General features: G+C 53.3%; 18 protein-coding genes. 6 read left to right on the top strand and 12 right to left on the bottom strand.

What is annotated here, in order from left to right; all coding sequences use genetic code 11:
- Positions 1-92: 92 nt before the first annotated feature.
- From LOC67_RS23725 to LOC67_RS23760, 8 genes are all read right to left on the bottom strand, one after another.
- Entirely contained in the window at positions 93-473 is a 381-nt protein-coding gene (locus LOC67_RS23725; protein WP_230265327.1) for a type II toxin-antitoxin system RelE/ParE family toxin, read from the bottom strand.
- Positions 470-718: a type II toxin-antitoxin system ParD family antitoxin gene (locus LOC67_RS23730; protein WP_230265328.1), complete on the bottom strand. Its 249-nt coding sequence runs from the start codon at positions 716-718 to the stop codon at positions 470-472. Before LOC67_RS23730 ends, LOC67_RS23725 begins: the two co-directional genes overlap by 4 nt.
- Before the next feature lie 371 nt (positions 719-1,089).
- Complete coding sequence (locus LOC67_RS23735) at positions 1,090-2,508, bottom strand: GspE/PulE family protein (protein WP_230265329.1); 1,419 nt, start codon at positions 2,506-2,508, stop codon at positions 1,090-1,092.
- A gap of 297 nt (positions 2,509-2,805) precedes the next feature.
- On the bottom strand, positions 2,806-3,810 hold the full coding sequence (locus LOC67_RS23740) for a type II secretion system F family protein (RefSeq protein ID WP_230265330.1): 1,005 nt from the start codon (positions 3,808-3,810) through the stop codon (positions 2,806-2,808).
- Positions 3,811-4,149: 339 nt separating this feature from the next.
- A complete protein-coding gene (locus tag LOC67_RS23745; protein ID WP_230265331.1) occupies positions 4,150-5,460 on the bottom strand; it encodes a homoserine dehydrogenase in 1,311 nt (436 codons plus the stop codon).
- 200 nt (positions 5,461-5,660) lie between these two features.
- Positions 5,661-6,023 (bottom strand): PilZ domain-containing protein, encoded by a 363-nt coding sequence (locus LOC67_RS23750; RefSeq protein WP_230265332.1) that lies wholly within the window; start codon positions 6,021-6,023, stop codon positions 5,661-5,663.
- A 381-nt stretch (positions 6,024-6,404) separates the two neighbouring features.
- Complete coding sequence (locus LOC67_RS23755) at positions 6,405-8,123, bottom strand: glucan biosynthesis protein (protein WP_230265333.1); 1,719 nt, start codon at positions 8,121-8,123, stop codon at positions 6,405-6,407.
- 136 nt (positions 8,124-8,259) lie between these two features.
- Entirely contained in the window at positions 8,260-9,501 is a 1,242-nt protein-coding gene (locus LOC67_RS23760; RefSeq protein WP_230265334.1) for a glucoamylase family protein, read from the bottom strand.
- Positions 9,502-9,950: 449 nt separating this feature from the next.
- Here LOC67_RS23760 and LOC67_RS23765 point away from each other — a divergent pair, with 449 nt between their 5' ends.
- Together LOC67_RS23765 and mdoH are read left to right on the top strand one after the other, a co-directional pair.
- On the top strand, positions 9,951-10,631 hold the full coding sequence (locus LOC67_RS23765) for a hypothetical protein (RefSeq protein ID WP_230265335.1): 681 nt from the start codon (positions 9,951-9,953) through the stop codon (positions 10,629-10,631).
- Between the two features lie 19 nt (positions 10,632-10,650).
- Entirely contained in the window at positions 10,651-12,624 is a 1,974-nt protein-coding gene (gene mdoH, locus LOC67_RS23770; RefSeq protein ID WP_230265336.1) for a glucans biosynthesis glucosyltransferase MdoH, read from the top strand.
- Positions 12,625-12,876: 252 nt separating this feature from the next.
- Here mdoH and LOC67_RS23775 read toward each other — a convergent pair whose 3' ends face one another.
- From LOC67_RS23775 to LOC67_RS23785, 3 genes are all read right to left on the bottom strand, one after another.
- On the bottom strand, positions 12,877-14,367 hold the full coding sequence (locus tag LOC67_RS23775; RefSeq protein WP_230265337.1) for a Gfo/Idh/MocA family protein: 1,491 nt from the start codon (positions 14,365-14,367) through the stop codon (positions 12,877-12,879).
- Between the two features lie 213 nt (positions 14,368-14,580).
- The gene (locus LOC67_RS23780) at positions 14,581-15,357 is read right to left on the bottom strand and encodes a methionine-R-sulfoxide reductase (protein ID WP_230265338.1); all 777 of its coding nucleotides are present in this window, start codon (positions 15,355-15,357) and stop codon (positions 14,581-14,583) included.
- A 13-nt stretch (positions 15,358-15,370) separates the two neighbouring features.
- On the bottom strand, positions 15,371-16,675 hold the full coding sequence (locus LOC67_RS23785; RefSeq protein WP_230265339.1) for a prepilin peptidase: 1,305 nt from the start codon (positions 16,673-16,675) through the stop codon (positions 15,371-15,373).
- Between the two features lie 293 nt (positions 16,676-16,968).
- Between LOC67_RS23785 and mtnA the strand changes: the two genes are divergently transcribed.
- Complete coding sequence (mtnA, locus tag LOC67_RS23790; protein WP_230265340.1) at positions 16,969-18,006, top strand: S-methyl-5-thioribose-1-phosphate isomerase; 1,038 nt, start codon at positions 16,969-16,971, stop codon at positions 18,004-18,006.
- On the opposite strand, the gene epmB is transcribed toward mtnA, so the two are convergent.
- Positions 18,003-18,980, bottom strand: a complete 978-nt coding sequence (epmB, locus tag LOC67_RS23795; protein WP_230265341.1) for an EF-P beta-lysylation protein EpmB — start codon at positions 18,978-18,980, stop codon at positions 18,003-18,005. The two genes, mtnA and epmB, sit on opposite strands and share 4 nt — an antisense overlap.
- Between epmB and LOC67_RS23800 the strand changes: the two genes are divergently transcribed.
- From LOC67_RS23800 to mgtE, 3 genes are all read left to right on the top strand, one after another.
- Entirely contained in the window at positions 18,967-19,155 is a 189-nt protein-coding gene (locus tag LOC67_RS23800) for a hypothetical protein (protein ID WP_230265342.1), read from the top strand. The genes epmB and LOC67_RS23800 overlap by 14 nt on opposite strands.
- Positions 19,156-19,219: 64 nt before the next feature.
- Positions 19,220-19,789: an elongation factor P gene (gene efp, locus LOC67_RS23805; protein WP_230265343.1), complete on the top strand. Its 570-nt coding sequence runs from the start codon at positions 19,220-19,222 to the stop codon at positions 19,787-19,789.
- Positions 19,789-21,135 (top strand): magnesium transporter, encoded by a 1,347-nt coding sequence (gene mgtE / locus LOC67_RS23810; RefSeq protein ID WP_230265344.1) that lies wholly within the window; start codon positions 19,789-19,791, stop codon positions 21,133-21,135. Before efp ends, mgtE begins: the two co-directional genes overlap by 1 nt.
- The last annotated feature ends 23 nt before the right edge of the window (positions 21,136-21,158 follow it).

Genomic DNA, 21,158 nt, shown 5'->3' on the forward strand with positions numbered 1-21,158 from the left:
TTGTTACATGATTTGCAGTGTTCCGTGTTGGGTGGAAGATTGAAACACCGAGTAACAGAGATCACGGAGTAGTGACTAGGCTCCGTAGAAATCTACCTGCCTCGCTCGGCCGCACTGAGCTTTTTGTGGAGAAGCTCCACTTCCTTTGCAAGCGTTGGCTCAAGCTCGGCCAAACGCTCTGGTATGTCTTGTGATGCGTGAATCACAGCTAGCACGATGATCGATGCTTTCTGAAGATCACAAACAAGCAGGTGTTTGTTGACGCGGTAGAAACAGAGGTCGGAGCGAAACTCCGGTTGAGGGCGAAGCAGATCTGGGTGCTCTTGAATTCTGATGATCCCTGCTTCCAGATCATCGATGTAGCGTGCAGCAACTTTCTTGCCCCAGTTCTCAATCGAGTACTGCTCAATATCGCTGATTGACGTCAGCGCGGACTGGGTCAGGGCGAGTCTAAGTGGCTTCTTGGAACTCACGACTTGGCTTTGTTCATTGCCTTTCGAAGGTCCCCGGTGAACTCCACCGTACGGCCTTCGATCGCATCACGATAACCAGCAAGGATACTGTCGCGAGCCTCAGCGGCTTCTTTCTTGAGTTTCATCTGTCGCAGAACATCACGCACGAACTCACTGGGGGTGGCGTAGAGCGTGCCGTCACCGCAGTTTTCGTCGATGAATGCGCGAAGCTCGTCGGTGAGCGATAAGTTGAGTGAATTTGGCACTGGATCAGTCCCCTAGAGGTTGTCTGGTCAGGCTACCACTAATGGCAGTATTTGTCAATATTCGCCACTAGCTCAAGTGTTACCAATCAAAATTCGTCGGAAAGATAGCCGCCCAAGGTAACCGTTCACCAAAACCGCTATAGACGCGTGGGGTATCACTGCTAAATGATTTACATTGTTCCGTGTTGGGGGGAAGATTGAAACACGGAATAGCGGAGATCACGGAATAGAGACTAGGCTCCGTACTCTGCGACCTTCGGGTCTCCGCGTTTATTACCCCGGTTCGTGCCGTTCTCCGTGAACTCTGTTCCTCGGTGGTTGAAACCTCCGGTCTTGGGCAAGATGTGCTCTCATCATCACGACGCCCAGATTCAGATTCGCATCGTCGCGCCAAGGACACGGCGTACTTCCACTGGGCTGGTTCTACCTGAACGCACCAAGTCCGTCGCAGACTCCCAAATCGATTTCATGCCACTGTCGACGGCGATTCGGTAGGCCGTGCGAGAGTCCTTGGTGTCCAGGATTTCTGCAGCACGCGTCGCCTCACGAAGCGAGAGAAACTCACTGGCAATGACTCGGCCTTGATAGCCAGTGCCATTGCAGGCTTCGCAACCGACTGGGACATGACATTCCCCGATGGGCAAGCCATAAAAATCGGCTCCATCGGTCGACATTGTCGAACAGTCGCATAGTTTTCTCAGCAGCCGTTGGCAGCACAGCCCAATGATGCTGCTACGCAATAGATAGGGTTCAATCCCAAGATCCAGCAGTCGGCTGACCGCAACGACCGTGCTATCGGCATGAAAGCTGGTCAGCATCAGTTGGCCTGTCAGGCTCGCTTGGATCGCGATCGACGCGGTTTCGGGATCTCGAATTTCTCCGACCATGATCACTTCGGGGTCTTGCCGAAGCAACGACCGTAGGCCGGATTGAAGTGTAAAGCCTGCCGCGCTGTTGACCTGGCTTTGAGCGACGCCTTGGATCGGGACTTCGATCGGATCTTCCAATGACATGAGGTTTCGGCAGCCTTCGGTTTCTCTGGCGAGGTGCCGCAAGGCTGCGTAGAGTGTCGTCGACTTTCCACTTCCGGCCGGCCCGCAAATAATCAGTGCCCCACTGGTTTCGACCAAGCAGTCTTTCAGTGATGTGGTGACCTCGCGAGTCAAGCCAAGGTCATCCAAATAACGATACTGATCGCCGTGGCCAAAAAAACGTAGCACCGCGCGTTCACCGTGCAGTGTCGGAAACGTGCTGACGCGGATATCGGTCCCACTGCCACTCATATCGATCCGTCCTTCCTGGGGCACATCGCTACGGTAGGTTAATAGGCTGGACAGGACCTTCAAGCGAGAAACGACTGACGAGCTTGCACCGGAAGGAAATTCACCCAGCCGATGTAAAACTCCATCACTCCGGAATCGAAGTTCCAGCCCGTGCGAAGTCGGTTGCAAGTGGACGTCACTCGTTCGGATCCGTGCGGCAAAGCTAAGAATCTGGTCGACGAATTCAGTCGCATAGGCGTCGGTTTCTGGCCTTAGATGCGCGATCCGTTCCAAGATTTGTTCGCGATGGCGTTGCAGATCTCCCGCCTTGTGCTCGGTCGTTTCCGACTGCGCTTCGGCGATTCGGTTTGTAGAGTGCGAGCCGGTTTTGGACAGGATGCCCGAGGAGGTTGCCACGGTATTTACGTGATTGGGTGGTGCCTGGGCTGCGAGGTCGGATGTGGCGATGCCATTGTGAGCGTTTGCTTTACCGAAGTCCCCGAACCATGGTTTTCGAAAGATAGTCATTCACTTACTCGCATCGGTTTCGTCAAGCCAAGGGGAACACATCGGAACGGGCCCCAAAGTCGACACCTGTGGCAAAAAAGCTTTGCCGCATTGGCAACGATGAGATTGAAGTCCTGGGCGACTACGTCGCTCTGCGAAGTGACGTTTTTCCAAAGATGCAAATCGAGGTTATTGCAGTTCGCATTTATTAGCTAGCAGTTCATCATGAAGGTGAACGACGTAGTCGCCTAAGGCTTCGACCTCATGTTGGTTGTTAGAGTGGTAGGTATTTGAAAAATGAATCAATCAGCATCGGTTTCAAATGTCGGTGCGTGGATCAATCGCGTTGACCGCCGCATCGCCGATGTTGTTGATATACAACGAGAAGACTCGGAAGATGATCAGGATCAAGACAGCGGCGATCGCTGCCCAGATGATTGCGGATGCCAGATAAGTGATCAGACCCATCGAACTTCTGACCTGTGTCTTCAAGTGGCTGAAGTGTTTGTCTAATGTTTCGGAAAGTCGTCCCGAAGCCTCACCAAGTTCCACTGCTTCGATCGTATCTTTTTGAAACAAACCGCTTTCGTCCATCACGACATGTATTTCTCGGCCCTGGAGAATGGCTTCCTTCGCTACTTTGGCACGCCCTTCAAATTGAGGTGTTCCGGCGCTTCGGAACGAAAGGTCAACTGCCGACCAAGCATCCAGGCCTGATTCGATTGCCAATGCCAAAGTCTGCACGAAGCGAGCTTCGGCAAAGATCCGTAGCTTGGGACCAATCACCGGAACGCGAGCCAGCCAATCGAGTGCAAAATTAAACACGCCTCGATTCATCATCCATATCAGAGCGAAGATGACTGTAGCAAACACGGCGACCAACATCGCATAGATCATCACGCCACGCTCACCCACAAGTCCGATGCCCAACAGGTCGGTGTCGGCTTCGCTGGTTGTCGGGACGATCACGCTGGGAAGATAGATCATCAAGCCGATAACAAGCACGGCGATCATCAACTGGATCATTGGCCAGATGATTGAATTAACGAAGATGCGACGAAAGTCAGCGAGTTGTTGATAATACTCGGCCAAACGATCGAGAACTCGGTCGAGTCGACCGGCGCGTTCACCCGCTTCGACCATCTGTCCGAAGTGATCGGGAAAGTAATTCCCCTGTGCTTTGATCGCATCTGCCAGGGAACCGCCTTTTTGCACATGGTCTGCCACCGACTTCATGTGGCGACCGTAGTTACTTCCGTGATTTTCAGCTTCACGTGCGAAGACTCGGTGTGGATCGAGTCCGACTTCGAAGGAGACACCCACGCGTTCGCACAAGGTGCTAAGTGTCTGCGGTTTGATGCGGCCGGCCAGCACGTTGCTATCTCATCATTGATTCGGATTTTTGCGCGGCGAGCTGTCGATCCGATTCGACGTCAACAACCGTGGATAATCCGAACTGCATTGAAACGAGGAGGACGCCTTCCGTCCGAACTGAGATTCGGCCGGGTACTGGCGTTGTTCATGCAGGATAACAATTCGACCCTTCGATTATGTAAAGAAGCAGCGAAGGTCAGGTGCGCCTTCAATGAATGCTTTTTTATCGAATGTCTACGCCCACCCGATCGGTAGTGTGGGCGACAAGTCGTCTTATTCGACGCGCGCTCAGTCTTTGACGCGTAAGCGAACGACCGAACCGTTAATGACGGGAAGAGCTTCAAGTTTTACAACCGCTTGTTGGGCTGCACCTTCACTTGCTTCGTGCGTCATGATGACCAAGGGGACCAATCGATCGGCACCTTCGCTTGTGTCGGTTTCATGCTGAATGACCGAAGCAATGGAAATCGAATGTTCCGAAAGGACATTTGCGATGGCGGCGAGAGTGCCAGGATGATTGGCAACCAATAGCCGCAGGTAATACCGACCTTTTAAACTGGCCGCGTCGCGTTGAATTGCACGCGGTGGGTTTTCGCCGCAGAAGTACTCGAGCGTTTGGAACGTCAACTTGGTCCGACCGACAGCCGTGTCGATCAGGTCAGCGACAACGGCCGATGCTGTTGGCATTTGGCCAGCACCCAAGCCGTGATAGAACACAGGTCCGACCGCATCACCGACAGCACGGATTGCGTTGTAAGCATTGCGAACTTCGGCCAACGGTGTGCCGATTTTTAGAAGCGTCGGCGCGACGGACAGCTCTAAGCCGTCTTCGGTCAGATTTGCAACCGCAAGCAGCTTGATTCGGTATCCGAGTTCTCGAGCATAGCGAAGGTCAGCCGGGTCCAACCCATCGATGCCGATTCGCGGAATCTCGTTCCATTTGACAGTCGCACCGAAAGCGAGGTGAGAAAGGATGGCTAGTTTCTGTGCCGCATCGGTGCCGTCGACGTCCATCGTCGGGTCGGCTTCGGCGTACCCCAGACGCTGTGCTTCGGCGACGACGTCTGCGTACTCGCTGCCGTTTTCATCCATCTGGCTGACGATGAAATTGCTGGTGCCGTTGAGAATGCCTTCGAGCGATTGCAGCTGGTTGGCAGAAAGGCATTGGCTGATATTGGCAATGATGGGGATTCCACCAGCGACCGAGGCTTCAAAAGCAATGCTTCGTCCTAGTTGACGAGCGCGATCGAATAATTCTGGCCCGTGTTCGGCTAGCAGGGCTTTGTTCGCGGTAACGATGTCCTTTCCTGACTCCATCAGCTTCAGCATGATGGTACGAGCGGGTTCCAAACCGCCGATTAGCTGTGCGACGACGGTGATCTCTTTATCGTTGATCACTTCGTCCAAGGAGTCGGTCAGGACTCCATCGGGCAGTTTCATCCGCTGACGGGCTTTTTCGATATCGCGAACGACGGCTTTTCGAAGCCACATGGTGCGTCCGGCGTGTCTCGCCGTGCGGTCACCATGATCCAACAAGAGTCGCGCAACGCCGCTGCCGACGGTTCCAAGTCCAACGATTGCAATATTTGTCTTTTCCATGACGCAAATATTAACCGCGATCGCTTCGGAGAACGAGACGGCATCAGATTCCCCGACAGCAGAGCAAAGAATACGAACGCGGCGCAAAGCCCAGACGAGTTTGACTTCGATCGAGGCGCTACAGGATCGGGTTTTCGGCTGCGGAGTTTGGCATTTCCCAGCCAAACAGCAGCATCGGCCAGGCAACGATTTGTCAGCGACTAGCGGTGCACGTTGATGAATTGCCAGCCAGAAATCATCCAGTTTTTACCGAACGGACGACACCATCGGCACTGGGCCAACAATTTTAATGGCCCGTTCTTAAGACTTTCGACCGTCAGAACTGCCGTGGCACCTTCGTGAACGACGGTATCGGTGACGAGGCCGATGCCCGAAGCGGAAACGTTTCGAGAAAATGCACTCAACGATTCGCGTTCTCCTCGGACAGCTAGGGTGACAGGGCGCACCAGGTGTTCGCGGTATGCGTTTCGATTTTCGTTGTCGTAGATAGCGTCTTCGTCAAGCATGTCGCGAACGGCATTTTCGACATCCTGGTTAGGCGCCGAACCGGATAGGCGTAGCATCGGGGTGAAGACTCCAGTGTTGTAGGGCAGGAAGCTTAGGAATGTTTATGAATATTGAGGGATCGCAGTCAGGCTGATTGCGGTCGACTGTTGGTAAGCTATGAACGAAGTGCCCAAAAACAATTTGCGTGCGAAACCTCCTTCGTGCAAACGGAAAGCTCATCGAATTTTCAAAATTCGCGAGTACGTCACCAAAGCTGACGTAGCGCCGCAAAAGAGACACGCCAGCTGTCGTCAATCGAATGATACGGCGTTGCAAAAAAGCCACATCACTGACCCGTTCGGAGGTCATTGGCCTCCGAGTCAGATGTCAACGTGGGCTGGACATGATCGTCACAGATTTCGCGTCCAAGATCATCGGCGCGAATAAAATTCCCACGACTATTCCTGACGGGTATAGACGGCCGGATAGGTAAATGTCGGCAGTTCATTTGGCAACAGATATGCAACCTCTTCACTGACGGATTCGTCTTCATAGACAAGAGTCCAGCTAAGTTCGACCGGTCCGGATTCGTCGGGATCAACGATCGATGTCAGAACCCAGTCGCCTGTTTCAGTTCGCTTGATCGATTGCGATGTGATCTTGCCACGGATGGCGGAGGTCTTAATCTCCAGCTCTGCATCTTCGTCGAGTTGTTTGACTGCAGGCCCAGCAAACCGAATTTCGATTTCGGCAAGTCCTTCCGACCGTGTCACTTTCAAATTTGTCGCTCGGGCGACCTTGGTCTTGATTGACGGATCGCCGGCAAAGAAGCTGACGGTGTACTCAAGTTGCAGCGGAGTATCGATATCAACCTCCGCATCGGTCACCCAATAGGCACCGATATTGTCGATCCCTTCATGAGCGCCCGGTAGCTCTAGCAACTCGACACGTCCACCAGTCCAAGGGGACTTGGGTGTTACCCAGACACTCGGTCGTTTGTCGTAGCGGGCATTGTGATCATCGTAGTGATAGAACGCTCGGTTGCGTTGCAGCGTGCCGAAGCCGTGAAGTGAATCGACGTGCACGGAGGTCACCGAAGGAAAGTCTTGACGTGCGTAAGGACGCCAACGCCAGTCATCGCCGCCTTTCCAAATCAGTAATCCGTCTGAATCATGCACCGACGGACGTGCATCCAGTGGTGGACCTTGCAGCCCGTCGCCCCAGATCCACATGGACGTCAGCGGCGCGATGCCAACCTTTTCTGGAACCTTTCGAAAGTTAAGTTCACATTCGATTTCAATGTCGGTCTGGTTCGTTCCAGGATGCAAAACGAAACGATAGGCGCCGCAGACGGACGGTCCGTCAAGGAAACCCAGAACCGTGATGCACTCGTCTTCGCTGCCGGGCATCTCGATCCAGAAAGCTCGAAAGTCAGGAAACTCTTCGACCTTTTGCAGAGCGATGTCGATCGCAATTCCACGAGCTGAGCTGCCGTAGATGGTGTCCGAACTTCGAGCGCGGAAGTAGCTTGAACCGAGAAACGAAAGTATTTCTTCAGGTGAATCATTGCCAGGGAATCGACCGACGACCCGCATTCCGGCATGCCCTACGTTTCCAATCGCTTGTGGGTCAATCGATTCGGGGTATTTGAAGTCGTCGCTGGAGAACCGCAAGCGTTGGCAAACCATCTTTTGTTCGACCGACTCGTCAATGCTTCCTTGCACTTCATCATCGCTATCGGATCGAAGCGACTCAGTGGAGCTTGGTGCAACGGTTGCCGGTGGTCGCGACAATGTGAAAAGGTGAACCCGATCGCGTTGGACAAATCCACGGTGAAAGGTCTCGAGCCAGAAAGGCAAACCCTGGTGTGCCCATGTCGCTTGGTCATGACGATACTGGATTTTGATGTACTCGTCATAATCAAGCTTCGCCAACGACTCTGTCAGTTCTGGTTCAGGAACATGTTCAGATTTGGATTGCTGTTTTGCGAGCTTCTTCAAGTCTTCGAAAGAGCGGACCAGGACAAAGGACTCCTCCAACGATACTGCGGTGGGTTTGTTCTCGGTGACATCTGGTTGGTTGGTATCTTGCGAGGTATCCGATGCCGCACATGGGTTGGTCAACATCAGCGCCGAAAGGATGGCTGGTGTCGCGAACGATCGAGAGAAGACACGCATGGAGAAGACCCTGTGATCACAAACGTTGGTTTGAAAAGTTGTCGGAATAGATGCAGTCCCGCGACTTTCGTCAAGCAATCGACGTTCAGGTGGCTTGATCAAACCTAGCTGGCATCAGCACTGTGTCTGATGAATACTACTGTGTCTGATGAACACTGTGCGATTGCTGAAAACCTGCACGTGACAGCCCAAACTGCGCTAGCGGGTGACGCATGAATGCATTCCAGACGCCACCACAAAGCAAGTTGTGCGCCATTAACATCGTGATTCCCTGGTCAATTCCGATCACATCGGAACTGTACCAACCTCGTCCCGGGTGGTAGGCATTTACAAAGCCATACGGTCCAAAGATAGCTTCACCATAGGTCTGCTTCTGAAACTGAAGAGTCCGTAAAGCTTCTTGCGGAAGAATCGCCAACGCACCACCAGCTGCACTGGGAACCACAGTGCCATCGATGCCGCGTCTGGGGACAGCCATGCCGTCTTCATAGGGACCGCCCCAGTCACGATATCCGCGTTGGCTATCACTGCTGGTAATCCCCCAGCAATCATCGCCATAGTGAGAAAACTTCTCAGGCTGCGACTGTGAAAGCGATTTTAAATAATCGATGTGGGCGCGATGCGCGACTTGGCTATTGCTCCAAAAATCCCATCCGCTGCGATCGCGTTGCCCACGTACATCAAAATACGCCCAGGGATATTGATGCACGAACAATGGCGGATAGCTTAGGAATGGGGTTCCGTCGTAATGCAAAACGGGTTGTCGCTGCCAGGCATCCCAGCACTCCGTTGGCAACGTATGTTCGGGGGCGGCTATCGCTAACAGATAGAGGATCGGGTGTTCGCTGAATTGATCCCACTGAGCCTTTAGGGTGCCATTCTCCGGCGTCCACCCCATGTGAAGGCAACCGTTTGATCCGATCAAGCTGTTCCAATTGGCTCGCTGAAACAACTTTTGTGCGTCAGCGCACAAATGGGCGTCGTGGCTAAACACAACACTGGCATGCAAGGCTCCTGCGATAGCCAATGCCGTATCGATCGTCGACGCTTCGCAATCACCGATTCGGGTGCCACTGTTTGCGGCAACAAAGTGAAAGAGGATGCCTTGAAAATGTTCAACCTGGTTCGCTAGCGACCAAAGCAAGCGTCGTGCATGTCGAATTGCATTCAATTCGCTCAGTCGCCCGGTTTCTGCAGCTATAGCGAACGCTGACAGACCAAAGCCACAAGCCGCAACGCTGGCGATCTTTCCACAAGAGGATCCATCGAACTTCGCACGGTCGGCGATTAAGCCTGTATGCGGATGCGATGCATCGAGAAAGTACGTTATCGCACGATCTATGAGGGACGTTAGCAGCGCTTTGTCCGTTACATCCATTGGACGATTTGCAATCAGAGTTGAAGGGTTGGGGCACGATCAACCAACCCGTGAATTGAAATAGTTGTATTGAACGAAGTCATTCACTTTGCGGTTTGCGAAACGTTTATTAATTGGTTGAAAAAGTTTTTTACAAGCGCTGACCGGTTTTTTGCCCTTCAAATTCCCCCAAGTTCTCGTTGCGTGAATTCTCTTCAAAACTTTCTTTTTTCACCATCGCACCGTTAACTGTCGTTGCGAAGTTTTTATGGCAGTCCCCGGTGCCCTTATCGATGTCGGGATGGTTGGCTGACTGTGAAAAGCAATTGGCGTCAGTATTTTTGGTCTTGGCTGTCCCACTCGGATGGCGATTTTCTTTTCGACGCAACTGGCACGCGAGTCGCGTATGCACCGCACCAGTCCTGTCTGCTTATCTACTGAACAAATTGAATTACGAAGGGAGGAGGGTCATGAGTTTTGACCCAGCTGCATCTGCTTCGACAGAGACTCCGGAGCATCAAGCAATCTCAAAAGACGCCGCTTCAACAGTCACTGCGACTGAAAGTACTGCGACTGAAGCGATTCACATCAATACGGCCGAGCAACCGTCCGATCAGGACAGTGCGTTGATGGCCGTTGCGGGATACTTGCGTCTGTGTGGAATTCAACACCCAGATGTCTTGCGTGATCAGTCGCACCGCATCCTCCAAATCGTGTCCGAACGTGAATGCGACGCGACAAAGGTTTCGTTGGTCAACAGCGCCATGTCGGTCGCAATCGACGAGATGCAACGTATCCATGATCATGTCGCTCAGCATTCAATCACGCCCGCTAATTTAAGCGAGCGAGATGTGAATAACCGCTGCGTGCTGTCTTTCAACCAAGTGATGAAAGACCCGAGCCTGCTGCGTGAAGGCGACGACCAATATCGTCGTACCCGGCAGTATGGCGAACGGCACGCCGTGACGGTGATCCCTAGACGGATCGACCGACCGATGCGACACAACGGAACACCTGAACTGTTCCCCGTGCTTCGTCCCAATTGGTGGGTCACGATGGTAAACCGAAGCTTTGAACAAGTGGGACTGGCATTCCAGTCTCTGCTGTCACCATCGCGAGCAACGAAGAATACGCCCACCATTTCTGAATAAGTAGGTGGAGCATAATACGATGAATACGTCGATGACGCGGCAAGGCATCGCGATCACCACGATCGCGATCACGTCGTTTGGAATGTGGGCTTATGTACGAACCATTCAAGTTGGCGGAACCAACGTCTTTGAATGGGTCGGTGCGATCTTGTTTGGCATCCTATTCGGATGGATCGCTTTTTCGTTTTCGGTCGCGACGATTGGAGTTATCCATTTGCTGCGTGAGAAACGCTCGAATGCGAACGTAAAATCGACGAGGGCTGCTGCAGAAGAGTTGAATTCCTGCGCGGTACTCGTTCCGGTTTATAACGAGTCTCCCGAAGACGTTTTCGCACGCGTCGAAGCGATGTATCGCGATCTGATGCGGTTGAACGCGACGAAGCATTTCGAGTTCTACGTGCTAAGCGATTCGACGGACCACGAAAAGTGGCTCGCCGAACAGTGGGTCTGGTCCGAAATGATGAAGCGTTTGGGTAGTCAGGCGCGAGTCTACTATCGCCATCGCTCTGAAAATATTGGTCGCAAGGCAGGCAACATCGCAGACTTCTGCACCCGGTGGTCTGGTAACCATCAGTTTATGGTCATCCTCGACGCGGATAGCCTGATGTCAGGTGAAACGCTCGTTGAAATGGTTCGACGGATGTCGGCCGATCCGAAACTGGGCATCTTGCAGGTTCCACCGATCCCAATCGGACGGCAGTCTCTGTTTGCACGACTACAGCAGTTTTCGGCACACGCATACGGTGCGGTCTTCGTTCGTGGCTTTGACCGCTGGGCGGGCGACCAAGGAAACTATTGGGGGCACAACGCGATCATCCGAATCGATGCGTTTCGTGATCATTGCGACCTGCCCGTTCTTCCTGGCGTTGCGCCACTTGGTGGTGCGATCCTAAGCCATGACTTCGTAGAAGCCGCATTGATGGTTGCTGCAAACTGGAAAGTGCGATTGGCGGACGATCTTGGCGGCAGTTACGAAGAATGTCCAACAACGCTTGCAGACTATGCACAGAGAGATTTGCGGTGGTGCCAAGGCAACTTGCAACACTCGCGGTTGATCCTTTCGTCCGGTTTTCGGCTGCCCAGTCGTCTGCACTTTGCAAGTGGCGTGATGTCTTACGTCAGCTCGCCACTTTGGATCGCATTTACCATCGCGTGCATCGCCGGTTGGTTACTCGACGGCGCGGCTGAAAACGTTGGCGTGGTTGCCGCGTATGGCCAACTGGCACTGTTTGCTGCAGCAATGTTGATGCTGTTAGTTCCAAAAATCTATGGACTCGCGATCACTGCCAAAACACAACGCGATGAAGAACGCTCAAAGCGGAAGTTGACCGCCAGCGTTTGCGTCGAAGCAGCAATGTCGATTCTGATTTCGCCAATCATGGCGTTACTTCACACTCGATTCGTGATTGCAACGCTTCGTGGCAAGAAAATTCAGTGGAACGCTCAGCAACGAGACGAGCACGGTGTGACCTTGATGGACGCGTTTCGGCAGGGGCTAGGATTTACGCTCGCCGGAATCGCAATCACCACGATGGTCTATTTGGCAAATCCAGCTTTGTTGATCTGGTTCCTACCAATCGTCACCGGACTGCTGCTGGCAATTCCTTTGATCATGCTGCTTGGTAGCCAGGCGGCCGGGAAGGTGCTTGCACGCTGGGGCGTGTTGTCGATTCCAGAAGAAATCAAGCCACTGCAGCTCAGCCGCGACTTTGCGACAGCATTAACGGCCAATCAAAAAGCGATGGCTGGGCAATCGGGACGACTGTTCCGCCGTGTGTTGGACGATCCGGGGTTCTTTCGAATCCACTGTCGCGTGCTCAAGGCAAGTGACGCTGACCGTCCGCTCAGCAGTGAAGATCGATTGCAGACACAGGAAATCGCGGAAGCCGACTTGGAGAAAATTCCTGTAAGCGAACGAGCGAAGGTGCTCAGCGATACAGAATTGCTAAAGCAATTGCATGTCCAATCGCAATTGATGGCTCAGTCAGCTTAATCTGCTGGCAATGATTCCGCTGTTGTAAATACTGAACGCGACGAAATAGAAACGTCACAGCTTTCCACGATTTGAAAGCTGTGACGTTTTCGTATTGGTGACGATGTTGGTTCACTTCGAGGCGGGTTGTTTCGATGGTTGTGGACATCGAAGTAGTCGCCTCGCGCCAACACCGACTCTTTTTAAGTGAACGACGCAAAACCACAACGCAACATTCGTTGATGTTCGAGGCGTTGTTCCCAGCTTGTCTGGTTAAACGGTTTCAACCGAAGGAACTTCATAACCAGGATTGTTTGGGTCCTTCAGCAACTGGTTTGCATCCTCAGCTTTGGGACCGACGAAGATTTCTTTTTCGGCATCGAACTGCAGCGTTGGCCCCAATTGCCACGGTGCATCTTTCGCGATGCCAACCCCATCGGTCATCACAGAACGAAGTTTGCCAAAGTGCTCTGCGGCGTCGTCGTTGCCAAAGTCAACTTCGGAGTCGGCGAGCGAAACGGATTCGCCTAAGCGATACGAGTTATTCATCATGTGGCCGAGAACACATCCGTAGTGGGCGTCCATCACATTCCCATTGGCCATTGACGGATCATTTGCCCGAACTGCGGCGATGAACGCGCCCCAGTTGCCACCGGGGGTGACATTGCCTTGTTCAATCTCCAGTGGTTCAGGTTGAGACGCTCCAGGGCGTAGAATCTTGTACCGACCTTCGCCGGTGATCACGCTGCCGTCTTCAAGATAGTATTCATTGAAGACTTGATGCTGGTATCCCTTGTAGTTGACGTTCCGAACGTTGAAGAACACCATTTGCCCGTTGGCATATTCGGCCATTGCAAACATCGTGTTCGGCGTTTCTCCCTGGTCACCCCATTGGAATCGATTGCCGATTGCCATTGTGCGGACGGGGTGCGTTTGATCGTCGTCGATCGCCCATCGCGCAACATCCAACTGGTGGGTTCCCTGGTTATTCAGGTCGCCATTGCCGCTTTCCCAGAACCAATGCCAGTTGTACGGTACATAGTTGGCGTGATAGTTCTTGATGACGGCAGGGCCTTTCCAGTGGTCCCAGTTTAGATCAGCAGGCGGATCCGTAATCGGTTTGATGCCAATGCCAGATCGCGGCTTGCAGCAGTAGCCATAGGCGATCTTTAATCGAGGAAGCTTGCCTGACTTTAACGCCTCGTGAAGACCGGCGATGCCTGCGTTGCTTCGTCGCTGTGTTCCGTGCTGAATGACAACGCCATACTTCTTTTGAGCTTCAACGACGACTCGACCTTCCGCGATATCGTGGCTCATCGGTTTTTCGACATAGACATGCTTGCCTGCCTGGGCAGCCCAAATCGTCATCAGCGAATGCCAGTGATTTGGGGTCGCGATCGAAATCGCATCGAGTGATTGGTCATCGAGAGCTTTACGAATGTCGTCAACGCCTTTGGTAACCAGGTCTCCTTTGGAACGCTTTTCGAGCGAGCCCATGGTTCGCTCGAGCACCTTGGCGGCCGGATCGACAACGTAGGCTAGTTCGACATTCTTTTGCTCGCTCCATCCGCCGATATGTGACTGACCGCGACCGTTCAAACCTGCAACGGCGATGCGAACCCGATCGTTCGCTCCGTTGATTTGGCCACTCGCTTTAGTACCGGTGATAATCAGTTGGCTACCGGACATCCAGCCTGCAGCGGCAACGGCTGCAGCACCGGTCCTTTTTAGAACTTGGCGTCGATTCGTTTTTGGTTGTGGCATGTCGTCAATCAGGTAGGAGGCGGTCCGATGGAGGGAACGATGAATAGAGGTGGGTTGTAGGGCGGCTATTCTAGCACAGCCAATCGGGTTCCGTGGCCAAACAATCCACACAGAATCATGTCGACAAGGCGCAAAAAAACAGCAGACGCGCCAAAACGCATCTGCTGTTCAATTGGGGTCTGCTGATCGGGGAAATGCGAACCGAAGAGCTTTTTACTCTTCTTCAGACTTCTTTGCGGGCTGTTCTTTCGAAGGCGATTCGCTTTCCGAATTGATTTTCGATTCCAGCACCAATTTTGGAGGCAGTGGCTTGCCTTCTGGAATCAATTTCATCGAGATCGAATTGACACAGTGGCGGGTATTCTTCTCGGTCAACTGTTCACCTTCGAAGACGTGTCCGAGGTGTCCGCCGCAATTGTTGCAAACGATCTCGACTCGAAAGCCATCAGCATCACGCTGACGTTTGACAGCACCTTTGATCTCGTCATCAAAGCTCGGCCATCCGCAGTGGCTGTCGAACTTGTCTTCGCTCTTGTAAAGCGCGGCGTTGCAGCGGCGACAAATGTAGGTCCCCGCTCGCTTGGTGAGGGTGTACCCGCCCGGACCCGGACGCTCGGTACCCTTTTTCATGATGACGTAGTTTTCTTTCGCATTGAGAAAATTGTAGACATCGACTGCCTTCTGCTCCTGCGCGACTTTGTCTTCGTCTGCTTCGTCGGTCATTTTCGTATCCTTCTTGTCTTCCGCCTTCGCGGTTGTCTCAGACGCAGCGTCTGGCTTGTTTTCAGATTTTGAGCTTTCGGCCTCGTCGCCGCTAATGGGCTTGTCCACAACGGCTAACGCAACGGTGGACGTTTCCGATACGATAAGTTCGGTTCCCGGAAACGACTCGAGCGCAGCTTGTCTGGTTGAATCATCGCATCCGGTCAAGAGGACCGCTGCGGTAATGAAAGCGTGTCCGGTCGCAAAAGAAAGGGTTCGTTTAAGCATTTTCGAAATGTCTCTATTTACCACGGTACCACTCCAACGTGATTCGATAGCAGAACAGCATTACACCCATCATACCCGCTAGGGCGATAAACAGCCAAAGGATGAACGGCCCGAGGATGGCGAAGTTGCCTATGAACCAGCCTCCAACGAGGTCATCCCACCAAATAATGGTCAACATTGTCCCGGCACAAAGGTAGGGACCAAAGGGAATTTCAGCATTTCGCGTCACGATGGAGTAGATCATCACGATTACGATGGCAGCGATCGGTGAGACAAAAAACGCCATCACGGAACCCTGCCACCCGATAAACGCGCCAACCATGGCCATCAAAGTCACGTCGCCAAACCCCAAAGCCTCTCTTTGCATCGCGACACTACCTACAATGCGGATTGTCCACACCACTCCGCCACCGACGCCCAGGCCGACCAATGCGGACAGTAGGCCGATCCACTGGACGCCGCCGATCGAATAGAGGATTCGCAAGGTCACTGCGCCGACGATCCAGATCGCCAGCAGCAATTTCCAGTTGTAATTGCGGACCAATGACGCCATGAAATACTCGAGGGCTTTAGCCAAACCGCGTCGCAAAATCACTCGACGATTCGCCAATGCAAAGCACCAGCCGGACCAAATCGCGATCGCGGTCCACCATCCCTGTGGCCCCTGCCATTGATTTCCCACACCCGCCGGGGCGGTGAAAATTGTCGGCAACGGGCCGTTGGGGCCTGCCCAAGGCAAAAACACCCAGACGGAGCACCATGCACAGATCAATGCGAAAATGGTTCCTGGAATGGTGAGCGTGTCGGGAATCGTTTTTTCATCGAAGTCGATAAAGGTGGCTGCGACCATGATCGCAATCATCACCGCATGCGACAGAAACACCGTGGTCAACCAAGGTTCTGCCAAAGCGATCACGTCAGCCCCTCGGAAACCGATCGGCAATAGCTGACCGGTTTGCGTCGCGAACCAGTAGTAGCACGGCAGTCCGATCATCATCGCGATTTCAATCAGGGCTGGCCGGAGCCAAAACCCCCTACCATGGATGGCTGATTCCCTGCGAAGGCCCAGCCAACCGACGATCGGCAGCCGGTCGCTTAGGTTGCGGTTGGGGGCATCGGGCGAGGGTTTGGCCCACGGACCGATGGGCCGAGCATTCCAGGCGAAGTTATAGATGGCGTAGTTGCAAAGGACGCCGAACAACAGACCCGTCAGGCTGACTAAACCGACGCGTAATTCGATCGGCAGCGTTATCCAAAAGTTGATCAAGAGAACAAAACTCGCGAAGTTCCACTCTGGCCAAAGTTCGGTCCAAGTCATCTTGAACAGGTTCTTCGTTCAGAGCCATCGATGGGACGGGCGGTTTCAAACGTCGTACGGCCAACGTCTAATAGGGCAAAACCATTATTGTTTTAGCAATCGTTTTCGCAAACCATGCCACGCAATGCCGCCCCAACGCCGTTGCTCGCCTCGAGCGTTCTTCCGCGATGGGGTGGGGCAAGCGATACGCGTCCAACTCGGTTTGCTCACACATCTGGTTTTGACATCGGTACTTAACAAGGTCATTAATGTAGCGATGGCACCCGATCCCTCCAACGCCTGGATTATTGGCGATGCACGCCCCTGAAACACTGCGTTTTACGTCAAATCAACTGGAACTGATCGATCAGACAAAGTTGCCAATGCAGTTGACACACCTGGTATGCGAAACTGTCGAGCAGACACACCATGCGATCCGCCGTCTTGTCGTTCGCGGTGCTCCGGCGATTGGGATTGCTGCCGCCTATGGGGTTTGCTTGGCAAAATCCGAGACTGAGGGGCAGCCGGCAAGCAAAGCGGATTACCTAAAAGCGATCGAGTATCTGGCCACCAGTCGACCGACAGCGGTCAACTTATTTTGGGCTCTGGATCGGATGAAAGCGGTCGTCGAAGCGACTTCTGAACCGGACCTGCATGCGACTTTGATTGCCGAAGCGAGAAAAATTCATGAAGAAGATCGGCACATGTGTCGTTCCATCGGTCGAAACGGTGCTGCCTTACTTGCCGAAGTCGACTCGGTCTTAACGCACTGCAACGCTGGCGGATTGGCAACATCGACTTGGGGAACCGCCTTGGCGCCGATTTATCATCTGCATCAATCTGGTAAAGCGATCAAGGTTTATGCCGATGAAACGCGTCCGTTGTTGCAAGGCGGTCGCTTAACCGCATGGGAGCTATCGCAAGCTGGCGTGGACGTGACGGTGATCACGGATTCCATGGCCGGGGCCCTGATGCGACAGGGATTGATCAACGCAGTCATCGTCGGTGCGGACCGCATCACATCGGCGGGTGACGTCGCCAATAAGATCGGAACCTATTCGGTCGCCGTTCTCGCGAAGCACCACGGGATTCCATTTTACGTCGCCGCACCAAGCAACACCTTCGACATGGATCTGGTTTCCGGCGACGACATCCCGATCGAACAACGAGATCGTGACGAAGTCGCCTGTCCACACGGCACGCGCATCGTGCCTGACGACGCTAAAGTCCTGAACCCAGCGTTTGACGTGACGCCCGCCGAACTGGTCACCGCGATCATCACAGAAATTGGCGTGATCGAATCACCCAATCAAGCAGCCATCGAAGATCACTTTACGTCAAAATCGGTCTAGCGAACAACCGTTTTGCTCGATTCGCCAGGTTGCTCGACGACAAAGGTCGGGACGGCATAGCCCGGCAGGCGACTACGCATCTCTTCGACCAATTGAAGCCCCGTTTCCGGGGGCACCCAAAAATGGCTCGCCCCCCGGACATGATCAAGCTGGTGCAGGTAGTAGGGCTGAACGCCAAGATTGATCAATGTATTTGACAGGTCGGTCAGCGTATCAATGTCGTCGTTCACACCAGCTAACAGCACCGATTGATTCATCAGCGGGATACCGCTGCGTCGCAGTTTGGAAATCGCATCGGCGACTGAAGAGTCAAATTCATGGCTGTGGTTGGAATGAATCACAAACCAAACCATCGCTTCCGCTTCTTTTAAAACTGCTACAAGTTTGTCGGTGATCCGCTGGGGAATCACGATTGGTAGGCGACTGTGAATTCGAATTCGCTTGACATGTTCGATGGACGCAAGTGAGTTGATTAATTCCTCCAGCTTTGCATCCGATAAGGTCAGCGGGTCACCGCCACTGAGTAAGACTTCTTCGATCGAGGAGTCATTGCGGATGTAGTCAATTGCCTCAGCCCACTGTGTCTTTTGCGCGTTGTGTTCCGCGTAGGGAAACTCACGACGAAAACAGTAGCGGCAATGAACTGCACAAGCCCCGTGGGTCACAATCAAAGCTCGACCAGAGTATTTGTGCAGAATGCCGCCAGACTGACTGGAAAGTAAGTCACCGACGGGATCAGAGACAAAACCTGGTGATTCAACAGATTCCTCGGAGACCGCCAAGACCTGACGTAGGATTGGGTCGTTGGGGTCCCCCCGTCGGATCCGCTTGGCAAATTCGATCGGAACGAATGTCGGAAACGGTTTGGGATCACCGCCGGCAAACAATTTCTCTGCCGAATTCAAGTCTTCCGAACGGTCTGGCAACCCGACAAAACGCAGCAGCTCCGATGAGCAGCGGATGGCGTTTTTCATCGCGTTTTGCCAAGATTGCGATGGAGACGATGCCTTAGACGGAATTATCGTCGCCGCCGTTGTGCCGGAATTTGGTTCGCTGGAGAACATGGACGGAGTCCCAGTGACGAAAGGCGCGATGCCGGATAAAACAGGGCGGAAAGCTGGTGAGGACAAAAACGCAATTGGCCGGTAAACTGCCGGCCCAATCATTCCCCTAAACGCTCGCCGGATCGGAATTCAACGGAGCCGAATGAAACATGGCAACTTACAACACAAGCGATTTTCGAAAAGGGCTGAAGGTCCAAATTGATGGCGAACCGTACCTGATGACGGAGATGATGTTCGTCAAACCTGGTAAAGGAAACGCCCTTTACAAGTGCAAGCTGAAAAACTTGATCCGCGGTACTAGCTTGGATCGGACCTACAAGGGTGGCGATTCGCTGGAATCTGCTGACGTTGAAACCACGGACGTATCTTTCTTGTACCGCCAGGGCCAAGACTACGTATTCATGCACCAGGAAACCTTCGAACAATACGAAGTCGAAGAGAAGGTTGCCGGTGACATTTGGAAATACCTCAAAGACGGCATGATCTGCACGATGACGCTTTACAACGGTAACGCGATTATCGTCGAGCCACCGGTGATGGTCGAGCTTCTTATCACCGAATGTGTCCCCGGAGCGAAAGGCGACACGGCGACGAACGTCACCAAGCCAGCAACGGTCGAAACCGGTGCCGAGTTCACGGTTCCCGGATTCATCAAAGAAGGCAACGTGATCAAAGTCGATTCTCGAACAGGCGAATACGTCGAACGCGTCAGTAATTGATGGTTAATACCCTCTTTTTGCCTGAACTCCGCGAGATGCTGGCCGAAGACAATTCGGCTGAGCTGACGGAGTTTTGCAATACCTTGAACGCAGGCCGTACCGCCGAGTTCATGGAGGGGTTGGACGATTCAGATCTGTGGGCCGTTCTGCAATATGCGGACCCAGACAGAAGGGCCGAGATTTTCGGCTACTTCGACGAACAGCGACAAGTCGAGCTCCTGCAGTCGCAGGAGCCTCGCCAAGTTGCCGAATTGGTCGACCGCATCCCATCGGATGACCGCGTCGACTTGATTCAACAACTGACCGCGGCTCGGTCACAGGCGATCTTGCCGTTGTTGCCCGCCGCCGATCGCCGTGATATTCAGCGATTGTGTTCTTACGACGAGGGCACCGCTGGCTCGCTGATGACCTCCGAAGTAGCGATGCTGTCGGAATCGTTGACAGTGACAGGTGCTCTGGAAGCACTGGGGCAACAAGCGAGCGAGTTCGAAACGATTTATTACCTCTACGTCGTTGACGACGACAATTTGCTAAGAGGCATCGTTTCGACCCGTCAACTCGTTTCGTCGCTTCGAACGCCAGATAAGTCGATCGGCGACTTGATGGAAACCGACGTGATCGTGGCCGAAGTGGACGAGGATCAGGAGTCGGTTGCAGAGAAGGTTGAACACTTTAACCTGCTAGCCATTCCCGTTGTCGATTCGGGGCGGCAACTGCTCGGTATCATCACGCACGATGACGTAATCGACGTTGTTCGTGAGGAGCTAGCCGAAGACGCACAAAGGATCGCGGCGGTCGAGCCTTTAGAGGAAGACTACCTCCGGATCGGCCTGCTGACTCTGTCTTGGAAACGAGGCATTTGGCTGATCATTCTGTTCTTTGCCGCTTTGCTGACCGCCTTTGCGCTCGAGCACTACCACGAAGAACTAAACACCTACATTTGGTTGGTGTCCTTCATCCCGTTGATTATCAGTGCCGGTGGGAACTCTGGTAGTCAGTCCGCAACGCTTGTGATCACCGCAATGACGAGCGGGCAAGTCGAATTGTCGGATTGGAAAGCGGTACTGGGTAGGGAAATCATCGTCGCTAGCGTTCTCGGAACGTTCCTCGCCGTGATCGGATACGCGGTTGCGATATTTATCGCGCCGACGTTGATCGCTGCCTTTGTAATCCCTTTGACGCTCGTCGCGGTGATCTTCGTCGGCTGTTTTTTCGGAGCTTCGCTGCCGCTGATTTTTCAGAAGCTTGGCCTCGATCCGGCCATGATGAGTAATCCCTTTGTCGCCGGTATTGTCGATATTTTGGGGATTGTCATTTACATCAACATCGCGCGAATGTTGCTGTAGTCAATGGACCGGCAATCAGCATC

It is taken from the genome of Stieleria sp. JC731 (genome assembly GCF_020966635.1).
In the GTDB taxonomy this organism is placed as follows: Bacteria; Planctomycetota; Planctomycetia; order Pirellulales; family Pirellulaceae; genus Stieleria.

Coding starts and splice junctions, on each gene's coding strand:
- LOC67_RS23735 (WP_230265329.1), bottom strand. CDS start 2,508: ATGACTATCTTTCGAAAACCATGGTTCGGGGACTTCGGTAAAGCAAAC.
- LOC67_RS23745 (WP_230265331.1), bottom strand. CDS start 5,460: ATGGAAAAGACAAATATTGCAATCGTTGGACTTGGAACCGTCGGCAGC.
- LOC67_RS23750 (WP_230265332.1), bottom strand. CDS start 6,023: ATGCTACGCCTATCCGGTTCGGCGCCTAACCAGGATGTCGAAAATGCC.
- LOC67_RS23755 (WP_230265333.1), bottom strand. CDS start 8,123: ATGCGTGTCTTCTCTCGATCGTTCGCGACACCAGCCATCCTTTCGGCG.
- LOC67_RS23760 (WP_230265334.1), bottom strand. CDS start 9,501: ATGGATGTAACGGACAAAGCGCTGCTAACGTCCCTCATAGATCGTGCG.
- LOC67_RS23765 (WP_230265335.1), top strand. CDS start 9,951: ATGAGTTTTGACCCAGCTGCATCTGCTTCGACAGAGACTCCGGAGCAT.
- mdoH (WP_230265336.1), top strand. CDS start 10,651: ATGAATACGTCGATGACGCGGCAAGGCATCGCGATCACCACGATCGCG.
- LOC67_RS23775 (WP_230265337.1), bottom strand. CDS start 14,367: ATGCCACAACCAAAAACGAATCGACGCCAAGTTCTAAAAAGGACCGGT.
- LOC67_RS23780 (WP_230265338.1), bottom strand. CDS start 15,357: ATGCTTAAACGAACCCTTTCTTTTGCGACCGGACACGCTTTCATTACC.
- LOC67_RS23785 (WP_230265339.1), bottom strand. CDS start 16,675: ATGACTTGGACCGAACTTTGGCCAGAGTGGAACTTCGCGAGTTTTGTT.
- mtnA (WP_230265340.1), top strand. CDS start 16,969: ATGCACGCCCCTGAAACACTGCGTTTTACGTCAAATCAACTGGAACTG.
- LOC67_RS23800 (WP_230265342.1), top strand. CDS start 18,967: ATGGCGTTTTTCATCGCGTTTTGCCAAGATTGCGATGGAGACGATGCC.
- epmB (WP_230265341.1), bottom strand. CDS start 18,980: ATGAAAAACGCCATCCGCTGCTCATCGGAGCTGCTGCGTTTTGTCGGG.
- efp (WP_230265343.1), top strand. CDS start 19,220: ATGGCAACTTACAACACAAGCGATTTTCGAAAAGGGCTGAAGGTCCAA.
- mgtE (WP_230265344.1), top strand. CDS start 19,789: ATGGTTAATACCCTCTTTTTGCCTGAACTCCGCGAGATGCTGGCCGAA.